Below are 19,126 nucleotides of genomic sequence, written 5' to 3'. Positions count from 1 at the left end.
CTGATAGAAAAGGCCTTTACTTGGAAAGGCCCTTTTGTTGAAATTTTCTCATATCGTTATTTATTCAGTTTTTTGCCTGTAGGTTTATATCTCAGCCTACACCGTCGAGAGGTAATCACGCATTGGCTCAGAGCGCAGTGGTGCACCATTGGCTACATAATAATCTGCCGTAGAACGTGGTAGCTTCACGCCTCTCATCTTATCGACAATTTTTTCTGCCAACATAATAGTCGTGGCATTGAGATTACCACTAATGATGTTGGGCATGATAGATGCATCGACGACTCGCAAGCCATCAATACCGTGAACCAGACCTTCGCCGTTCACTACCGAATCATTGTCTTCACCCATCGCACAGGTACAAGATGGATGATAAGCCGTCTCACTATGATTACGTACGTATTCATCTAACTGGGCATCGGTGACCAAATCATCAGTCGGTGCAATCGCACGACCACGATAAGGGTCGAGCGCTGGCTGATGCATGATTTCACGCGTGATACGCATAGCCGCACGGAATTCTTGCCAGTCCTGATCATGCGACATATAGTTAAACAAAATACTTGGATGCGCTTTGGGATCACGCGACTTTAGCTTGACGCGACCACGGCTTGGCGAGCGCAATGAGCCGACGTGTGCCTGAAAGCTGTGCGATTTAACGGCACTACGGCCATCGTAGCGTACAGCTAACGGCAAGAAGTGATACTGAATGTTTGGATGGGTGAACTTTTCATCGGTACGGATAAAGCCGCCACCTTCGAATTGGTTAGAAGCACCCAGACCTGTGCCATTGAACAACCACTCTGCACCAATCGCAGGCTTATTCCACCATTTATTGGCAGGCGCGATTGAAACTGGCAGTTTGCATTCATACTGCATATACAGCTCTAAATGGTCTTGTAAATTATTACCGACACCTGGCAGCTCTAGTATTTCAGTCACACCAGCGTCTTTTAGCCACTGACCAGGACCGATACCTGAACGTTGTAACAGTTGCGGTGAAGCAATCGCACCAGAAGAGACAATTACTTCGCGAGCGGCATGGAAATTTTTGGTCTGGCCCTCGTGCTCGACTTTAACACCGACAGCGCGCTTGCCGTCGAATAAAATTACATCAGTCAACGCACCTGTCAAAATCGTGATATTGCTACGAGGTTTGGCACGATCGAGATAGCCGCGAGCCGTTGATGCACGGCGACCGTTGGGTGTCACGAATCGATCCATCGGACCAAAACCTTCTTGCTGATAGCCGTTTAGATCTTCGGTACGTGGATAGCCCGCTTGCACGCCTGCTTCAATCATAGCTTGGAACAGTGGATTAACCCCTGGCTTTGAGGTAGTCATTTCAACAGGACCACCCACGCCGTGATAGTCATTCTCGCCAGCGTCACGATTTTCTAGCTTTTTGAAATACGGTAAGCAATCAGAATATGTCCAATCTGATAGGCCTTTTATTTTAGACCAATCATCAAAATCTAACGCATTACCACGGATGTAGCACATACCGTTAATCAGTGATGAGCCACCTAGCCCTTTGCCGCGACCGCAGTCCATGACACGGTTGTTCATATAGGGTTCAGGATCTGTCTTATAACCCCAGTTATAAGTCGTCCCTTGTAGTGGCATTGCAAGCGCAGCTGGCATTTGGGTACGAAAGTCAGAACGATAATCTGGACGACCTGCTTCTAACAGCAGTACCCTAATATTGGCATCTTCGGTCAGACGTGTGGCCAGCACATTTCCTGCTGAGCCTGCACCAACGATAATGTAGTCGTACTCATGTGTGGTTGATGGCATAACATACTCCATAATATTGAAAAACATAAATCGTTTAGTGTCAGTAAGGTCTACTAAAAAGGCCAAATAGACCTGATAAAAAACCTTGCTGGCTTAGTTTTTCTCAATACAAATTATTAAACTGTGGACAATTAAAAGACCGATTCGAACGCGCCCAACTCTACTTGGATAGATTTGGTCTGAGTATAATGCTCAAGCGCTTCGATACCATTTTCGCGGCCGATGCCAGAATGCTTGTAGCCACCTACTGGCATTTGCGCGGCCGACTCACCCCATGTATTTAACCAGCAGATGCCAGCTTCGATTTGAGCAATGACGCGATGCGCGCGTTTTAGATCTACAGTCACAACCCCAGCTGCCAATCCGTAATCGGTATCATTGGCACGGCGAATAACCTCTTCTTCAGTCTCATAGGTCAATATCGACATTACTGGGCCAAATATCTCCTCACGTACAATTGTCATATCGTCCGTGCAATCAGTGAATACAGTCGGTTCGACAAACGCCCCGTTTGCAAACTCGTCTGTCGTAACACGTGCGCCGCCTACTAGTAGACGTGCACCACTTTGTTTACCTTGCTCGATATAACCAAGCACTCTTTCCATATGCGGGAAGCTAACCAATGGACCCATATTGATATTTTCATCCATAGGATCGCCTAGCTTAATACGCTCAACACGAGTTAAGATAGCTTGCTCGAACTTAGCTTGTAGCGCTTTGGGGACAAATACACGCGTACCATTGGTACACACCTGACCAGTACTATAGAAGTTGGCCATCATAGCGATGTCAGCAGCCGTATCGATATCTGCATCATCAAATATAATCAACGGTGATTTACCACCAAGCTCTAAAGTTACATCTTTTAAAGATGAGCTTGCCGCGCTCGACATAACTTTTTTACCGGTCGGCACACCACCTGTGAACGATACTTTTGCGATATCTGGGTGTTCAGTCAACGCCTGACCTACTTCGTAGTTACCTTGAACCACGTTAAACACACCATCTGGCAATCCAGCTTCTGTCAATATCTCTGCCAGCTTCAATGCCGTTAGCGGCGTCACTTCTGATGGTTTAAAAATCATCGCATTACCAGCAGCCAGCGCAGGAGCCGCTTTCCACATAGCGATTTGAATAGGATAGTTCCACGCGCCAATACCAGCGACTACTCCGAGCGGCTCGCGGCGAGTGTAGACAAAGCTAGTATCACGCAATGGAATCTGACGACCCTCAATCATTGGCGCAAGCCCTGCATAGTATTCAACGACGTCAGCACCAGTGACAATATCGACGTACTTAGTTTCAGAGTAAGCTTTACCCGTGTCTTTGGTCTCAAGTAGTGCCAAAACATCATTGCGTGCGCGCAATATTTCAACAGCTTTTGATAAGATTCGGCCACGCTCAACTGCTGTCATCGCTGCCCAAACTTTTTGACCTTTATGAGCAGCTTTTACTGCCTCGTCAATCTGCTCATTGCTGGTTTGCTGGATCGTTGCCAATACTTCACCCGTGGCTGGATTGATATCTTCAAAAGTTGTCAGCGATTCATCAACTGCTAGATAGCGACCGTTGATATAGGCTGTTTGTACTTGGTCTAAATCGATAAGATCTGTCAAATTATTAAGATCAGTCATAAATTCTCCTTAGGACGATTGGCAGAAGTAACTATATAAAAGCACTCAGGCCGAATAGTATCGTCGTTAGTTAAGTTTCAAGATTCAGTCTTTAAATAGTGAAATAAAAATTACTTTATAAATCAGTGTTGCGTTATAAATCAGCATCGTTTTATACATCGAAATCGTGTTGCGTCATTTTTATCAAGCGCTTACGCAGCGACTTTTTATCTGCGATATCAATGCCTGAAAAGTCTGAGAGCCAAATACCGTCGGCGACGAGACGCACCATACATAATGTCTCGGTATTATCCGTTTCAGCATGTTTTTTAATTTGTTCATTTGCCCATTTAGCCCACAACTCACGCAGTTCACTATCACCAAGCATTAGCACATATAAGGTTGCTTGATTATCGTACTCTTCCTGCCCTTTTTCGCCGAGGCTGATGGTGGCGTCTATATAAGCGCGAGTAAATGAACCGTATTTAATAGGATCTTCGGCCATTGCTGCGTTTACTTCTGCCTCAAATTTAGCCATTGCATCATTGAATACTTCTAGCACGAGTGCGTTTTTGGTAGAAAAATGATGCATCACGCCACCTCTAGTGACACCAACTGCATCAGCGACTGCCTGAAACGTTACCTTAGATAAGCCTTGCTCCAATGTGATACGTGCTGCCTGATCTAACAACGCACGACGAATGACTTCTGGTTGTTTTTTACGCTTATAAGCATTTACCATATCAATGCACCACAGAATTAGACAATAAGTTCATCACAACAACACCGCCGACAATCATCGCGATACCGACCACTGCTGCTGTATCGAGATTTTGCTTGAATAGCACCACACCAGCGAGTGATGTCAGCACAATACCAAGCCCGCCCCACAGTGCATACGCAATGCCTAGCGGTATGGTTTTGAGCGTCTGAGCCAACAGATAGAATGAGATAGCATAGAGCACGCCCATCATCAAAGTTGGCACCAAACGGGTGAACTGCTCTGACTTTACTAAAAAAGTCGTACCCACCACTTCGCATATAATGGCAATAGTCAGATAACCGTAAGCAATCGTAGTAGGACTCATCTTTAGAACACCCGCTTTTATTCAACGCATGCTATGAAAAAACATAGCAAAGAAACCACATGGTCGGTATTTTATAGAACTCTACTACCAATGTGAAGGGCTATCTTGCAACTTTATTGTGTCAAACGATGTCGCCTTACCTTTATATTTGAAAATACAAAGCATCAAATCCAGTTTGACTTGATTCAATTCATATCTATTTCTATACTTTTATCGTTTTTCCTATACATCAGATGAGAAGCTCTAAAAATAATCTTTATTCTTGCAGCCTATTTATAGTCATTTTCTATAAAATTGAGCCTTGAAATAGCTTATCGGACAAGGGATTGACGTTAATTTTTAATAATTGCGATAATATTTATAATTAAACGCATAATAAGGTTGACAGCCTGTAACGACTTGGCTAAAATGTGCCCCACATAACGCAAACAAGATAATTAATTGCTTTAATAGAAAGCATCAATAGCTTGTTGTTATGACCATCTATTCTCCAATAGCTCAGTTGGTAGAGCAACGGACTGTTAATCCGTGTGTCCCTGGTTCGAGCCCAGGTTGGAGAGCCATATACTAAAAACCTTCATCATAATTTGATGGAGGTTTTTTTATTGTTGTACCTTTTATATTTACCTCTAATAATATTAGCACGGCTGCGGTGTTCTTTTAGACATTTTTGTTGTATGGTAAGGTTAGATTTGATTGGGTTCGTTTTTGTTTGAGTGCTCTGCTCATACTCACTAAAAGTAATGGTTTATTATGATACCTGTACGTGTAAAAAATAAATTCTCTGCGCATCCGCAGAAGATCATGCGTCCGATTAGTATTCGTTTGTCTGAAGAGATGATTGCCCTATTAGAAACGACGTCTTCAGACTTGGGCTTTAAGCGCATTCAAGGGCTTATTCGCTTATACATACGTCAGGGCTTGGATCGTGACCATCAGGATTATACGCTTGCTCATGATGAAGTATTCATCGAAACGCTACGTAAGCGCGGTGTTAGCCAGCACATTATTGATGAAGCGATTGTTGTGACGCATAACAATAACATCACTCATCCGCTATCTGAATTACAAGATGACGACTAGACGATTGATAGTATCGCTATAAAATAGCATTAGAACAATACAGCTAAGACTCGATATTCAGTGCTATCAGAATAAAAGAGACCAAGCTTGCTTGAGCAAGTTTGGTCTTTTTTTGTGGCCGTTATAAAAGTTGAAACATTGCTGATATTTCTCCAACTCTCTTCTTGTTACACCCTTCTACTATCTAATCTACCGTATGTATATCTTTAGACACTCCAAGCTATTTGCAACTGTAATTATCCATAATCAAACACAACAGATGTTTAAACAAGGTATATTAAGAGTAGAGTCGTGACTATTTATGAGGTTTTAACATAATAAAAATTGACAAGGAGGTGTACGATGACGAGCTTACATCAGCATTTCAACAAGGCTTTGTTTTCAACCGTAACAGTAGCCATGCTAGCGATTGTGGCTGGCTGCTCATCGCCGCAGACTGATCCAAGTAAGATAACCATACCGACAGATTCTGACCAATGGCAAAAAAAGTTAGGGCAAACTTTTGAGCAACTGTCTGAGGCTGACCAACAAGTGCTCAGCCGATATATGCTGCGCATGAAGTTGAGCGATGCTTATGAGTCAGGTGCCATGCCGCGCACTACTATTAAGCAAGCACTGATACAACAGCGTGAATACGAGCGTCTACATCCAAACAATCCAACAGGCAAGAAAAGCCCTATTGTCACTGATCAGGCAGCTAACGCTACCGCGCAGATGTACCCTGTCGCCCTACTACCTGTGAAAACCAGTGATAGCGATAGCTTAAATCAAGTCAAAATGCAGTTTATGCTATCTAATCATGGAACAGGTGCGATAAAAAGCTTTAAAGGTACGCTAACCATGAAGGATGCCAACCTGAAAAAAGGCAAGAACTTCAATGTGCCTTTGACAACGTTTGATCCACCTATCGCACCAGAACAATCCGGAAAAATAATTATCGAAAGCAGTATTGAGGATATCAATGTCATGCGTGCTATCAAAAACGCTAACGGCATGACTATCGAGATTAATAAAGGCACGCTTATTTTAGTGGACGATCAGACGATCGAATTCGAAGACTCACTGGTGAAGTAGCCGCCCCGCACTATATTGAGAGCTTTATAGAAGGTAGTATTGAATACTTTTATCACTACCATAAAAAAAAGCCCCAATCATTGATGATTAGGGCTTTTTCGAATTTGGCGGAGACGGAGAGATTCGAACTCTCGAAGGGCTATTAACCCTTGTCGGTTTTCAAGACCGGTGCATTCAACCGCTCTGCCACGTCTCCATTGGTGCATCATTATATAGATATCATTTTATAATGCAAGCCCCTAATCTAAAAAAATTCAATTAATTTTCGAATACTTTTAAATTGGTGCATTATCGCTGGCTTGAGGCCAAATGTAAGCACATATCGAGCAGCCTATTGGCATAGCCCCATTCATTGTCATACCACGCAAAAACCTTATACTGACCGCCTACTTGCATAAGCTGCTGACCATCAATAATGAGTGACTCAGTCTGATGGATAAAATCACTAGATACCAACGGTTCATCGGTATAAGCCATGATGTCATGCAGATGTGCTTGGCTAGCAGATTTGAGCACCTCTCGCACTATCTCAATATCGACATCTGGCGTATCAAATACAAAGGTGACATCAATCGCAGCCACGTCGATAGTGGGTACACGTATCGAATGTCCATTTATCTTGCCGGCCATAGCTGGTAGCACCCGCTCTGTCGCAGCGATACTACTGGACGTCGTTGGGATAATATTATAGCCAGAAGCGCGCGCCCGTCTTGGGTCTCGATGTGCTTGATCTAGCACCGTTTGATCAGCAGTAACTGCATGAATCTCAGTCATCATGGCAGACTGTACACCAAACGCTTTATCTAGCGTATCAATCAGCGGTACCAATGCCTGCGTGGTGCAAGAAACACTAGAGATAATCGGTAGCTCAAGCGTGAGCGCATCGGTATTCACGCCCATGACGATACAGGCATCTACATCGTCAAATGGTGCGGCACCGATAATAACTTGCTGCGCACCAGCATCAATATGTAACGTCGCTTGCTCATACGAGCGAAAATGCCCAGTACATTCTAAAACCACATCGACACCCAGCGCCTGCCAAGGTAAGTTTTTAGGATCAGGTTCAGACAGCATATTGATGCAGTAAGTTAGGTTGTTCTTGGTCAGGCAAAGCTCGGTCTTATTGGTATCACCTGACTCATTCTCTACAATCTCAGCATTTACCCCTAGTCGACTGAGGCGACCATGTGTGCTATCAAATTTTAATAAATGCAGCAAGATATCCGCTGGCGCTAAATCATTAATTGCCACCACATGAATCGCACGGCCCAACACCTCAAAGCGCTCTAGCAAAGCACGGAGTACATTGCGCCCTATACGACCAAAACCATTGATAGCAACTCTCAGTGGCTGTGTGTGCTCACCCGTCGTACGGAACGTCGCCGCTATCGGATCAGGGGTCAATTGATAAGTAGCGCTCGAAAAATCAGGCATAACATTGGACATAAAGGGTATCGCTATAAATAGGTGCAAAAACTGAGCGTTATCACGTTGAGTGCCCTTATAATTGCTGAATACTAAGCAATAGTAAAAATAAAGGCCAAAAAACTAAAGTAGTAAAATAATAGGTAGTAAAGTTATAAGTAATACAGCTACGGAGTAATAAAAATCAGTGCAAGGCGAATGGTGTTGTAGTCAATGCTCTGCTTAAGATGATCAAATATCGGACGCAGCTTGATGTTGCCATCATCGTTGAAGTCATTTGGATTGTTAGCAACTCTAATGGCGACATAAGCATTACCAACGGCTGTCATCACCTCATCATCTGGACGCAAATGATCACAGGCAAGGCTTGGGTCTTGCGACTTTAATTCACCGATGTGACGCATGATAGTCGACTGTGACAACTGACGGGCTTGTGATATCTCCGCAATAGTCAAACTCTCTTCTAATAACACTCTGGTCGCAAGTAGAGTACTGTCTGACTTGTCAGAGACTTGATTGCCTAATTTCTGTTTTTTATCAATCTTCGCTTGCTGCTGTTCGCGGCGCTTCTTTTGTAGTGTGGCGTAGGCGTCGATTACTGACTTGCTCAATGTCCCACCTGACTTTAGGACGAATTTTTCATGTGCCTGCTGCATGCTTTCTTCATCTAGCATCGCATAATTAGCATCCGCTTCTTCAGACAGTACCAAAAACCGCTTATCTGCACCACGAGCCAATGGGTCGAGTTGCAAGCTCATATCGTTCATCCCTAGCAACTGTAGGCCCGATAGCGACTTGAGACGTGATAATGCCACATAGCCTTGTCCCAACTCAAAAGTACGCGACAAGTCAATTTCAGCTGCATCGAGGGTCATGCCTTGTGATTTATGAATGGTAATCGCCCATGCCAGACAGAGCGGCACTTGTAAGTAACTTGCTAATACATCACCCGTTTCATCTTCGATAATCCATTCTTCAGGCTCAGCGATAACCTCTCGTCCTGAATTAAGCCGCACGACAGGCATTTTTTGGGTCGTTGGTTTCTTCGACTTTGGTTTTTCTTTATCCTTCTTAGCAGCGGACTTCTTACCTTTTGTCGTTTTTTCGCTAGCAACATCTTCATCAACGTCATCGCTGCTATCATCTTCAATCAACGCGTCACTACTTTCTTTATCGTCTATTTTGACAGCAGCAAATCCAATCAACTCGCCCATTGTTCCATTAGAGACGCCAAGCTCAGCATTGTTTTTGATAAACATCACTTTTGCGCCAACTTTAAGAATCAGCTCATCTTGGGTACGGACGGTCTTTTTTAGCGTCTCAACCAGCTTACTATCGCCTGTCGCCGTCGCCTCAAAACGCATCATCTCTCCATCTAGAGAAGCCAGCTCTTTATCATTGATTTTATTCACGTTGAGATTGTGCGTATACAGACGCGTACGCTTGATATCGACACTTTGGTCATAAGTTGCTTCTAAAGCAGCAATTGCCTCAAAAGTCACTTCCTGCCGACGAATTTGGTTAAGAATATCGTCCAAGTCAAGACCACCGTTGGCTGCATCGCTGACTTGACGATGTTGCTCAGACAAATAGCAAATATGGAACTTGGCATCGAGCCACGCCTCAGACATAAAGGCAAACTTTTCACGATTGGTTTCACCTTTACTGCCAATCGGTGGTAGCTGAAAAAAATCTCCTGCGACAACCACTTGAATACCGCCAAACGCTTTGTCATTTTTGCGAATATGCTTAAGCACTTGACTGACCAAATTAAGCTGCTTGGCATGCAGCATCGAAATCTCATCGATGACCAATACCGCAGTATCTTTCAATCTGTCTGCCAAGAACTGCTTGCGTGACAAAGTAGTTAAATCTCGATCAGTCAGTTCATCCTTGATACCGATGCCTGACCAGCTATGAATCGTCGTGCCATTCATGTGCGTTGCGGCAATACCCGTACTGGCGGTCACCGCAACGGGCACACGGCGGGCGCGTAGATAGTCGATGTATTGATTGAGAGTATAAGTCTTACCTGAACCTGCTGAGCCGGTCAAAAAGACGTTTTGACCTGTTTTTAAGATATCAAGAGCAGAAGATTGACGCATATATGTAAACCAACCAATAACTTAGAAAAAAAGAGCCGCTATCAGCAAATTTATAAATGCAATAGCCTAAAAAACTGCCAATAATTATAGCAGCTACATCAACTTTACGAACCACTTTAACCGATACATTTTCCATAACTAAATTTCATACGTATACCGACTAATCATTATTAAAATTGAGTATAAGTATAAGCAAAAGTTCAGTACGATTGATTGAGAACTTAATTAGGAAGATTAAGTAACGACGATATAAGTCTCTATTTCATACACAATAAAATGATGAATTATGGCTTACCCATCGTGTACCTGATATATAAAACAACAAGGAGCAGTTAATGTTATACCCTTATCCGAATACCGAGAAAAGCCAAGTCCAATTCCGCGAAAAATACGACAACTTCATCGATGGTGAATGGATAGCACCAATTGATGGTGAGTACTTTGACAATACCAGTCCCATCGATGGCAAAGTCATCTGCCAAGTCGCCCGCTCAAAATCAGCCGATATCGAAAAAGCATTAGACGCGGCACATGCTGCTAAAGACGCTTGGGGCAAAACCAGCGTGACGGAACGTGCGAATATCCTACTGAAACTCGCTGATAAAATGGAAGCCAATCTCGAGTCTATCGCTATTGCTGAATGTTATGAAAACGGCAAGCCAGTGCGTGAGACACTCGCAGCAGACATCCCTCTGGCTGTTGATCATTTCCGTTATTTCGCTAGTGCTATTCGCGCCCAAGAAGGCGGCATTAGTCAAATCGATGATGATACCGTTGCCTATCATTTCCATGAGCCACTTGGCGTTGTCGGTCAGATTATTCCTTGGAACTTCCCTATCCTAATGGCCGTATGGAAACTAGCCCCTGCATTAGCTGCGGGTAACTGTATCGTCCTCAAACCTGCGGAACAAACCCCTGCCTCTGTTTTATACATGCTAGAAATTATCGGTGCGGCTGATATTTTACCTAAAGGCGTATTGAACGTGGTTAATGGCTTTGGTGTCGAAGCAGGCAAGCCACTGGCTTCAAACCCGCGTATCAATAAAGTGGCCTTTACTGGTGAGACCACCACCGGTCGCCTTATCATGCAGTATGCCAGTGAGAACATCATTCCTGTGACCTTGGAGCTGGGTGGTAAGAGTCCAAACATCTTCTTCGCCGACATCATGGATGAAGATGATGACTTCTTAGACAAGGCGGTTGAAGGCCTAGTGATGTTTGCGCTCAACCAAGGTGAAGTCTGTACCTGTCCGTCACGTGCACTGGTACATGAGAGTATTTATGATGAATTTATCAAACGCTGTGTCGCTCGTGTCGAAGCCATCAAAATGGGTAATCCACTAGATACTGACACGATGATTGGTGCGCAAGCAAGCTCAGACCAGCTAGAGAAAATCTTATCTTATCTAGATATCGGCAAACAAGAAGGTGCAAAAGTCCTAGTTGGTGGCGATCAAGCCAAACACGATGGCGACCTAGCAGACGGCTACTATGTTAAACCTACTATTTTTGAAGGCACGAACGATATGCGTGTGTTCCAAGAAGAAATTTTTGGACCTGTACTTGCCGTGACTACCTTTAAAGACGATGAAGACGCAATGAAAATTGCCAACGATACATTGTATGGTCTAGGTGCAGGTATTTGGACGCGCAGTGTTCATAAAGCATATCGCTTCGGTCGCGGCATCCAAGCAGGCCGTGTATGGACTAACTGCTACCATGTCTATCCGTCACATTCTGCATTCGGTGGCTACAAACAGTCTGGTATTGGTCGCGAAAACCATTTGATGATGTTAGATCACTATCAACAAACCAAAAACATGCTGGTATCCTACGATCCGAAGAAAATGGGCTTCTTCTAGACGCACATTTAAATACTGGCTTAAAGCACTTTGCAACTGAGGTTGCAAAGTGTGTTAGGAATGCTTATAGAGCATTTTCATATAGTAGCGATAGTCGGTTCAATCTAGTTTGGATACAAGGAAAGCGCGTGAAAGTACTACAAGTAGTAGACTAGACGAGGCTAACAACGTATCTAATCTATAGAGGATTGGCTGTATCAAGACTTATGACAAGGAATAACGACATGACTGATAAAATGAAAGCAGCCGTATTGCACGAGTTCAACCAACCTTTAAAAATCGAAGAAGTAGATACTCCCACACCAGGTCCTGGTCAAATTTTGGTCAAGATGCAAGCGTCAGGCGTTTGTCATACTGATCTACACGCAGTCGAAGGTGATTGGCCAGTCAAACCCAGTCCACCATTTATTCCAGGACATGAAGGCGTTGGTTTAATCACTGCCGTCGGTGATAATGTTACTCATGTAAAAGAAGGTGACCGAGTTGGCGTACCTTGGCTTTATTCAGCCTGTGGACACTGTACTCATTGTTTGGGTGGTTGGGAAACGCTATGCGAGAGCCAAGAAAACTCTGGTTATTCAGTCAATGGTAGCTTCGCAGAATATGTTCTAGCGGATGCCGATTATGTCGGTATTATTCCTGATAGCGTTGATTCTATAGAAATTGCACCAGTACTGTGTGCAGGGGTCACTGTCTATAAAGGGCTCAAAATGACTGATACCAAATCAGGCGATTGGGTCGTTATCTCGGGTATTGGTGGGCTAGGTCACATGGCAGTACAATATGCTATTGCAATGGGGCTAAATGTTGCAGCAGTGGATATTGATGACGAAAAACTTGCCTTTGCTAAGAAGCTAGGTGCCAACGTTACGGTCAATGCAAAAGACACTGATCCTGGTGAGTATCTACAAAAAGAGATTGGTGGCGCGCATGGCGCACTAGTAACAGCAGTATCATCTAAAGCGTTTGACCAAGCATTGAGCATGTTGCGACGCGGTGGTACTTTAGTCTGCAATGGTTTACCAACAGGCGACTTCCCTGTCTCTATCTTTGACACCGTATTAAACGGCATCACTATTCGCGGTTCTATCGTGGGTACACGTCTTGACTTACAGGAATCACTAGACATGGCCGCCGCAGGAAAGGTCAAAGCGACTGTAGCAGCAGAACCACTAGAAAACATTAACGATATCTTTGATCGTATGCGTGACGGAAAAATCGAAGGACGTATTGTCATTGATTATAGTATGTAATTATCACTTATGATATTTTGACTTTTTCTTAAAATAGTCGATTAGAGATAATTTGACTATAGATCATAAACCGTCAGTCGTATCATTTTCGTTCACATACTATAAATGATGTGAGTGAAAGTGATACGACTTTTTATATTCTCACTTAATATAGATATGAGCTAACCTACTTCACTTCAAATAAAACAATGTCTACAACTATAATTTATATGATAAGGAAGTCATTATGAAAGTTACAGCAACAGAAGCCTGCACTACCTTAATTGAACTGCTTAAATCTAAACATGGTGAGCTGATGTTTCATCAATCAGGTGGCTGCTGTGATGGTAGCTCGCCGATGTGCTATCCATTAGGAGAGTTCAAAGTGGGCGGTCAGGATGTACTGGTTGGGGATCTTGCTGGATGTCCATTCTATATGGGTAAGGCACAGTATAATCTATGGCAGCACACCGACCTCACCATTGATGTCGTCGATGGGCGCGGTGCAAGTTTTTCCTTAGAAATACCTGAAGGCAAACGCTTTATCGTACGCTCAGAAATATGTGCGATATAAGCTCGTTCGGTGCAACACTAAGTAGCATTCATTTTAAATGATGTACCCAATACAACAGTCTTAGCTTCTTCTATAATATTTGTGCAAACAGATACCGCAGAGTCATTTTTATTTTATTATTTCAGCAGAATAATAGTTACTGTAAAGCGTAGCCTATTTTAATTAGCACGGATGCTATAAGGAATATAAAATGGAATTTGACACAACCTTTGACTATGTCATCGTAGGCGGTGGCTCAGCGGGCTGCGTGCTCGCCAGCCGTCTTACTGAAAATCCAGATATCAGTGTCTGCTTGTTAGAGTACGGCGGTGATGGCAAAGATCTAGCAGTACGAGTACCTGCTGGACTGATTCTGATGGTTCCTGGCAAACCGCTTAAATTGAATAACTGGTGCTTTCACACCACTCCGCAAGAGCACCTTAATAATCGTAAAGGTTTTCAGCCGCGTGGACAATGCCTAGGCGGTTCATCAGCCATCAATGCCATGATCTATACACGCGGTAGTAGATTAGACTATGAGCGCTGGGTAGAGCAAGGCTGTACTGGCTGGGGATTTGAGGATGTCCTGCCTTATTTTATCAAAGCTGAAAATAACGTCCGTGGTAGCGATGATTTACATGGTGATAGCGGGCCGCTGCATGTTAGTGACCTACTCAGTCCACGAGATATTTCTAAAGCATTCGTAGAAGCTGCGATTGCCAATGGCCTAGATCACAACACCGACTTTAATAGCGAAAAGCAAGATGGTACAGGGTTGTATCAAGTCACTCATTTCCATGGTGAAAAACAAGGCCAACGCTGCTCTGCCGCAGCCGCTTATCTACATCCTGTACAAAACCGCTCCAACCTGACGGTTATCACTCATGCGCAGGCTAACCGCGTCATTATCGAAGACAATCAAGCAACAGGTGTCGTCTACGAAAAAGACGGCGTCGAACACACTGTCATGGCACGTCATGAAGTCTTACTATCAGGTGGTGCCTTTGGGTCACCCAAAGTTCTAATGCTTTCGGGTATCGGCCCTGCAGATCATTTGCAGTCTCATGGTATCGATGTGGTGGTAGATGCACCTGAAGTCGGTGGCAATTTGCAAGATCACTTAGACGTCGTCTTTGATTACGAGGTCAATACTACTGACGTTATCGGTATTGGCATGGCATCTATTTCGACATTGACCAAAAGCATTCGGCAATGGAGAAAGGACGGTACAGGCATACTATCTACCAACTATGCCGAAGCAGGTGCGTTCTTTAGCGTCGGTGATGACCCAAAAGAGTGGCCAAACACCCAACTGCACTTTGTCATCTCGCGCGTGATCGAGCATGGCCGCAACCTCAGACGTGGGTTTGCTGTCTCTTGCCATAGCTGTTACTTGCGTCCTAAAAGTCGTGGCACTGTCAGATTGGACTCAGCAGATCCATCTGATGCCGTCTTGATCGATCCAAACTATCTGTCTCATCCAAAAGACGTAGAGTATATGGTGGCAGGCGCCGAGCGGACTCGAGCCATCATGCAGGAGTCCGCGCTCGCTAAGTACATCACGGAAGACTACCCTGCCCCTTACATCGAAAAAGATGGCATGCTTGGCTATATCCGTAATAAATCAGATACTATCTATCACCCAGTAGGTACTTGCCGCATGGGCTCAGATGACAGCTCCGTGGTTGATTTGGAACTGAAGGTACGGGGTATAAGTGGATTACGAGTCATCGATGCTTCAGTGATGCCAACGCTTATTAGCGCCAACACCAATGCGCCAACCATTATGATTGCCGAAAAACTAGCCGATCTCATTAAGGAAAGTCATAACCATGCCTAAAACATCTCTACATAAAATATAGTCATATATATCGCCACACAGCACAGATAACCATCCTAAAGGCACTTCATAACTGGCTACGCTAAACGAACGTAACCAGTTTATTTCTTGACGTCTATATTTAGTAATAAAGGCATACAGAAATAATTTTTAGCTGCTTACCTGCAAAAAATAAAATATATAGACAAAAATCAATAAAATCTAGTATATTCCACTAAAACCATGCTACTGACAGCATAATAATCTATTTTTTATCAAAATTAGTTTATTTATAGCTTGCGTTACTACAGATTAAAAGAGTATATTCGAACGACTTGTTTATATTTTTAGTTTTCATCTACATAATTTAAAGTTATAACAACCCTTAATATGTTTTATTTTGTATATATTAAACATTGTATAGATGGAGACTTTAGAGGTTATTAAATAATTTCTCATCATATTCATGCTCAAGTACGAGCATATGGATACATGAGTAACTACCTACCATTACATAGGATGTAATAATGCAAAAATCACTCTTCAAACTTACGATGTTGGCGACGTTTGTCTTAGGTATCAGTGCCTGTAGTGGAGACAACAAAACTACCGACGACTCTGCTGCTAGCTCAGACGCTAAAGCTGCGAAGACATTGCTCTATTGCTCAGAAGGTAGCCCTGCTGGATTTGATCCAGCGCAGTATACTTCAGGCACGGATTTTGATGCGAGTGCATTCCCTATTTACAATGGCTTGGTAGAATTCAAAAGAGCGGAGACAGAAATTCAACCAGGACTTGCTGAAAGCTGGGACATTAGCGAAGACGGCAAGATTTATACTTTTAATCTACGCAAAGGGGTTAAATTCGGTACAACTGACTACTTTACTCCGACTCGCGATTTCAACGCGGATGACATTGTCTTTACGCTAGAACGTATCACTGACCCAGACTTTGAATTTAACAAAGCTTATCCTGCTGAATTCCCATATTCGGTCGGTATGGGGCTACCTGATATTATCTCTAATATCGAAAAGGTTGACGACTATACGGTGAAAATCACCCTTAGCGAAACCAATGCACCGTTCCTACAGAACCTAGCGATGCCTTTCGCCTACATCAACTCTGCTGAGTACGCAGATCAATTGCTAGCCTCTGATAATGCTGCTGATATTAATACTAAGCCCGTTGGTACCGGACCTTTCGTCTTTACTTCATATCAAAAAGATGCACAAATTCGTTACACCAAAAATCCAGACTACTGGAACAAAGACGACATTCATATCGACAACCTAGTATTTGTCATCACTAAAGACTCAGCAGTACGCGCCCAAAAAGTGCAAGCTGGCGAATGTCACGTGTCCGCTTATCCAAAACCTGCCGAAATCGAATCTGTCAAAAAATCAGGTAAAGCTACCGTTCTTAATCAGCCTGGCTTCAACGTTGGCTATGTCGGTTACAACGTTGAAAAACCTCAATTGAGCGATCTTAAAGTTCGTCAAGCATTAGATATGGCGATCAACAAAGACGCCATTATCAACGCGGTTTATCAGAGCGAAGGTCTCAAGGCGACCAACCCAATGCCACCAACGCAGTGGGGCTATGACGAGTCACTTCAAGACGCACCTTACGACGTCGAAAAAGCAAAAGTACTAATCAAAGAAGCCGGCGCGGACAACCTAGCTATCAATTTATGGTATATGCCAGTTCAGCGTCCGTACAATCCAAATGCCAAGCTAATGGCTGAAATGCTGCAAGCAGACTGGGCGAAAATTGGTGTTGATACCAAGCTTGTGACTTATGAGTGGGGCGAGTACCTAAAACGTGCTGCTAAAGGCGAGCCTGATGTCATTCTAGCGGGCTGGACTGGCGACAATGGCGATCCAGACAACTGGCTTGGCTCATTACTGTCTTGTGACGCAGTCGGTGGCAATAACTACTCACGCTGGTGTAACAAAGACTTCGATAATTTGGTGACCAATGCTCGCCAGATTAATAATCAAGATGAGCGTGTCAGTGAATATGAGCAAGCTCAGCAAATATTCAAAGAGCAGCTTCCTTGGACGACGATGGCGCATTCAGTAGTGACGGTGTTCACCGCACCAAACGTTGTCGATTATAAAATCAGCCCACTTGGCTCAATACGCTTCGATGGTGTAAAAGTTGAATAACCTTGACTGATTAACTCCGTTACGACATTCGCAATTTATTCATTGATTTTCGGCTGGGTCAGTTACTCTGCTCCAGCCGAATTCATATAAGTAATATGAGTTAAGCGCTTTGTCACGGAACTCTTCATCATTACTAATACTCTAATCATTGAACCACAACTATTGAGCAGCCCATGCTACTTTATATTCTGCGTCGTATTGCCATTTTAATACCCGTCTATCTTGGTCTCACCCTGTCCACCTTTACTCTAATTCGCCTCGTCCCTGGAGATGCAGTCGAGATTATGATGGGTGAGCGTATGGTCGACCCTGAGCTACACGCTCGCGCGCTAGAGAGACTGGGACTAGATAAACCCCTCATCGCCCAGTATTGGGACTACCTAACGGGTATCTTGACAGGCGATTTCGGCCAATCTTTTCGTACTCGTACACCCGTACTACAAGACTTCTTTGCTCACTTTGTCCCTACTTTAGAGTTAGCGCTGTGTGCCATTGTTATTGCTAGCGTCGTTGGTATTAGCTTGGGGATTTTTGCTGCCCTACGCCGTGGTACGTGGATTGATTACACCCTCATGTCAGGCGCGTTGGCAGGATACTCTATGCCCATTTATTTATTGGGCCCTATCCTGACTGGTATCTTCGCTCATTATTTAGGTCTCTTGCCTGTCGCTGGGGTGATATCCGTCGCGCAGTTCTTAGATGTGCAGCCATTGTATGGCTCATGGTTACTCGGCTCACTAAGCTCAGGAGAGCCGGGCGCGTTTTGGAATGTGGTCAAACACTTTATATTGCCTTCGATTGCATTATCGACCATTCCGCTTGCCATGATTGCACGGATGACGCGCTCAGCGATGCTGGAGGTGTTAGATGAAGATTATGTACGTACAGCACGAGCCAAAGGCTTATCTCCACGCCGAGTGATACTGGTTCACGTGATGCGCAACGCCTTGATTACTGTTGTTACAGTCGTTGGTCTACAGATGGCAACGTTGCTAGCAGGTGCAATTATTACTGAGACAATCTTTAGCTGGCCGGGTGTTGGCAACTGGTTACTCGATGGATTCTTCACGCGTGACTACCCTATCGTACAAAACGGTATTTTATTGGTCGCCACCGCTCTGATTTTAGTTAGTTTATTTATTGATATTTTGTATGGTCTGATCAATCCACGTATTCGCCATACTTCTTAATTCAACATTGATAAATACTCACATTATAAATAGTGATAATTAGCGCTTGCATGGTTCTAGAGGTTTTAGCAAATTCCTAATGATTGTTAGGAAAAGAAGCCCAAACGAATCCGA

Annotated in this window: 14 protein-coding genes and 2 tRNA genes; 9 read left to right on the top strand and 7 right to left on the bottom strand. The window is 43.8% G+C overall.

Annotated elements, in window-relative coordinates; translation table 11 throughout:
• Positions 1 to 96: 96 nt before the first annotated feature.
• The 4 genes from betA to ACT3QN_RS05285 form a co-directional block, all read right to left on the bottom strand.
• Positions 97 to 1,797 (bottom strand): choline dehydrogenase, encoded by a 1,701-nt coding sequence (betA, locus tag ACT3QN_RS05300; RefSeq protein WP_444523930.1) that lies wholly within the window; start codon positions 1,795 to 1,797, stop codon positions 97 to 99.
• A gap of 131 nt (positions 1,798 to 1,928) precedes the next feature.
• On the bottom strand, positions 1,929 to 3,431 hold the full coding sequence (gene betB / locus ACT3QN_RS05295) for a betaine-aldehyde dehydrogenase (RefSeq protein ID WP_444523929.1): 1,503 nt from the start codon (positions 3,429 to 3,431) through the stop codon (positions 1,929 to 1,931).
• A 151-nt stretch (positions 3,432 to 3,582) separates the two neighbouring features.
• Entirely contained in the window at positions 3,583 to 4,152 is a 570-nt protein-coding gene (locus ACT3QN_RS05290; RefSeq protein ID WP_444529085.1) for a TetR/AcrR family transcriptional regulator, read from the bottom strand.
• A 1-nt stretch (position 4,153) separates the two neighbouring features.
• Positions 4,154 to 4,498, bottom strand: coding sequence for a DMT family transporter (locus tag ACT3QN_RS05285; protein ID WP_444520545.1), 345 nt, complete (start codon positions 4,496 to 4,498; stop codon positions 4,154 to 4,156).
• 487 nt (positions 4,499 to 4,985) lie between these two features.
• On the opposite strand from ACT3QN_RS05285, the gene ACT3QN_RS05280 reads away from it, so the two are divergent.
• From ACT3QN_RS05280 to ACT3QN_RS05270, 3 genes are all read left to right on the top strand, one after another.
• A tRNA-Asn gene (locus ACT3QN_RS05280) sits at positions 4,986 to 5,061 on the top strand.
• Between the two features lie 190 nt (positions 5,062 to 5,251).
• Positions 5,252 to 5,581: a CopG family transcriptional regulator gene (locus tag ACT3QN_RS05275; protein ID WP_444520544.1), complete on the top strand. Its 330-nt coding sequence runs from the start codon at positions 5,252 to 5,254 to the stop codon at positions 5,579 to 5,581.
• A 342-nt stretch (positions 5,582 to 5,923) separates the two neighbouring features.
• Entirely contained in the window at positions 5,924 to 6,655 is a 732-nt protein-coding gene (locus ACT3QN_RS05270; protein ID WP_444522504.1) for a hypothetical protein, read from the top strand.
• Between the two features lie 105 nt (positions 6,656 to 6,760).
• Here ACT3QN_RS05270 and ACT3QN_RS05265 read toward each other — a convergent pair.
• The 3 genes from ACT3QN_RS05265 to ACT3QN_RS05255 form a co-directional block, all read right to left on the bottom strand.
• A tRNA-Ser gene (locus ACT3QN_RS05265) sits at positions 6,761 to 6,851 on the bottom strand.
• 92 nt (positions 6,852 to 6,943) lie between these two features.
• Entirely contained in the window at positions 6,944 to 8,092 is a 1,149-nt protein-coding gene (locus ACT3QN_RS05260) for a type I glyceraldehyde-3-phosphate dehydrogenase (protein WP_444522506.1), read from the bottom strand.
• Between the two features lie 158 nt (positions 8,093 to 8,250).
• The gene (locus tag ACT3QN_RS05255) at positions 8,251 to 10,188 is read right to left on the bottom strand and encodes an AAA family ATPase (RefSeq protein ID WP_444522503.1); all 1,938 of its coding nucleotides are present in this window, start codon (positions 10,186 to 10,188) and stop codon (positions 8,251 to 8,253) included.
• A 335-nt stretch (positions 10,189 to 10,523) separates the two neighbouring features.
• On the opposite strand from ACT3QN_RS05255, the gene exaC reads away from it, so the two are divergent.
• The 6 genes from exaC to ACT3QN_RS05225 all read left to right on the top strand — a co-directional run bounded on the left by exaC (position 10,524) and on the right by ACT3QN_RS05225 (position 19,012).
• Complete coding sequence (exaC, locus tag ACT3QN_RS05250; protein ID WP_444522502.1) at positions 10,524 to 12,050, top strand: acetaldehyde dehydrogenase ExaC; 1,527 nt, start codon at positions 10,524 to 10,526, stop codon at positions 12,048 to 12,050.
• A gap of 224 nt (positions 12,051 to 12,274) precedes the next feature.
• Positions 12,275 to 13,303, top strand: coding sequence for an alcohol dehydrogenase AdhP (adhP, locus tag ACT3QN_RS05245; RefSeq protein WP_444522501.1), 1,029 nt, complete (start codon positions 12,275 to 12,277; stop codon positions 13,301 to 13,303).
• A 226-nt stretch (positions 13,304 to 13,529) separates the two neighbouring features.
• A complete protein-coding gene (locus tag ACT3QN_RS05240) occupies positions 13,530 to 13,856 on the top strand; it encodes a DUF779 domain-containing protein (RefSeq protein ID WP_444520539.1) in 327 nt (108 codons plus the stop codon).
• 190 nt (positions 13,857 to 14,046) lie between these two features.
• Positions 14,047 to 15,675 carry a GMC family oxidoreductase gene (locus ACT3QN_RS05235; RefSeq protein ID WP_444522500.1) on the top strand — a complete coding sequence of 543 codons (1,629 nt, stop codon included), beginning with the start codon at positions 14,047 to 14,049 and terminating at the stop codon, positions 15,673 to 15,675.
• 506 nt (positions 15,676 to 16,181) lie between these two features.
• Positions 16,182 to 17,822: an ABC transporter substrate-binding protein gene (locus tag ACT3QN_RS05230; protein WP_444522499.1), complete on the top strand. Its 1,641-nt coding sequence runs from the start codon at positions 16,182 to 16,184 to the stop codon at positions 17,820 to 17,822.
• 173 nt (positions 17,823 to 17,995) lie between these two features.
• Positions 17,996 to 19,012 carry an ABC transporter permease gene (locus tag ACT3QN_RS05225; protein WP_444522498.1) on the top strand — a complete coding sequence of 339 codons (1,017 nt, stop codon included), beginning with the start codon at positions 17,996 to 17,998 and terminating at the stop codon, positions 19,010 to 19,012.
• The last annotated feature ends 114 nt before the right edge of the window (positions 19,013 to 19,126 follow it).

It is taken from the genome of Psychrobacter sp. AOP7-C1-14, from assembly GCF_052376135.1.
Lineage (GTDB): Bacteria > Pseudomonadota > Gammaproteobacteria > Pseudomonadales > Moraxellaceae > Psychrobacter.
The sequence above is the reverse complement of the archived record's forward strand: the minus strand, read 5'-3'. Positions and strand labels throughout refer to the sequence as shown.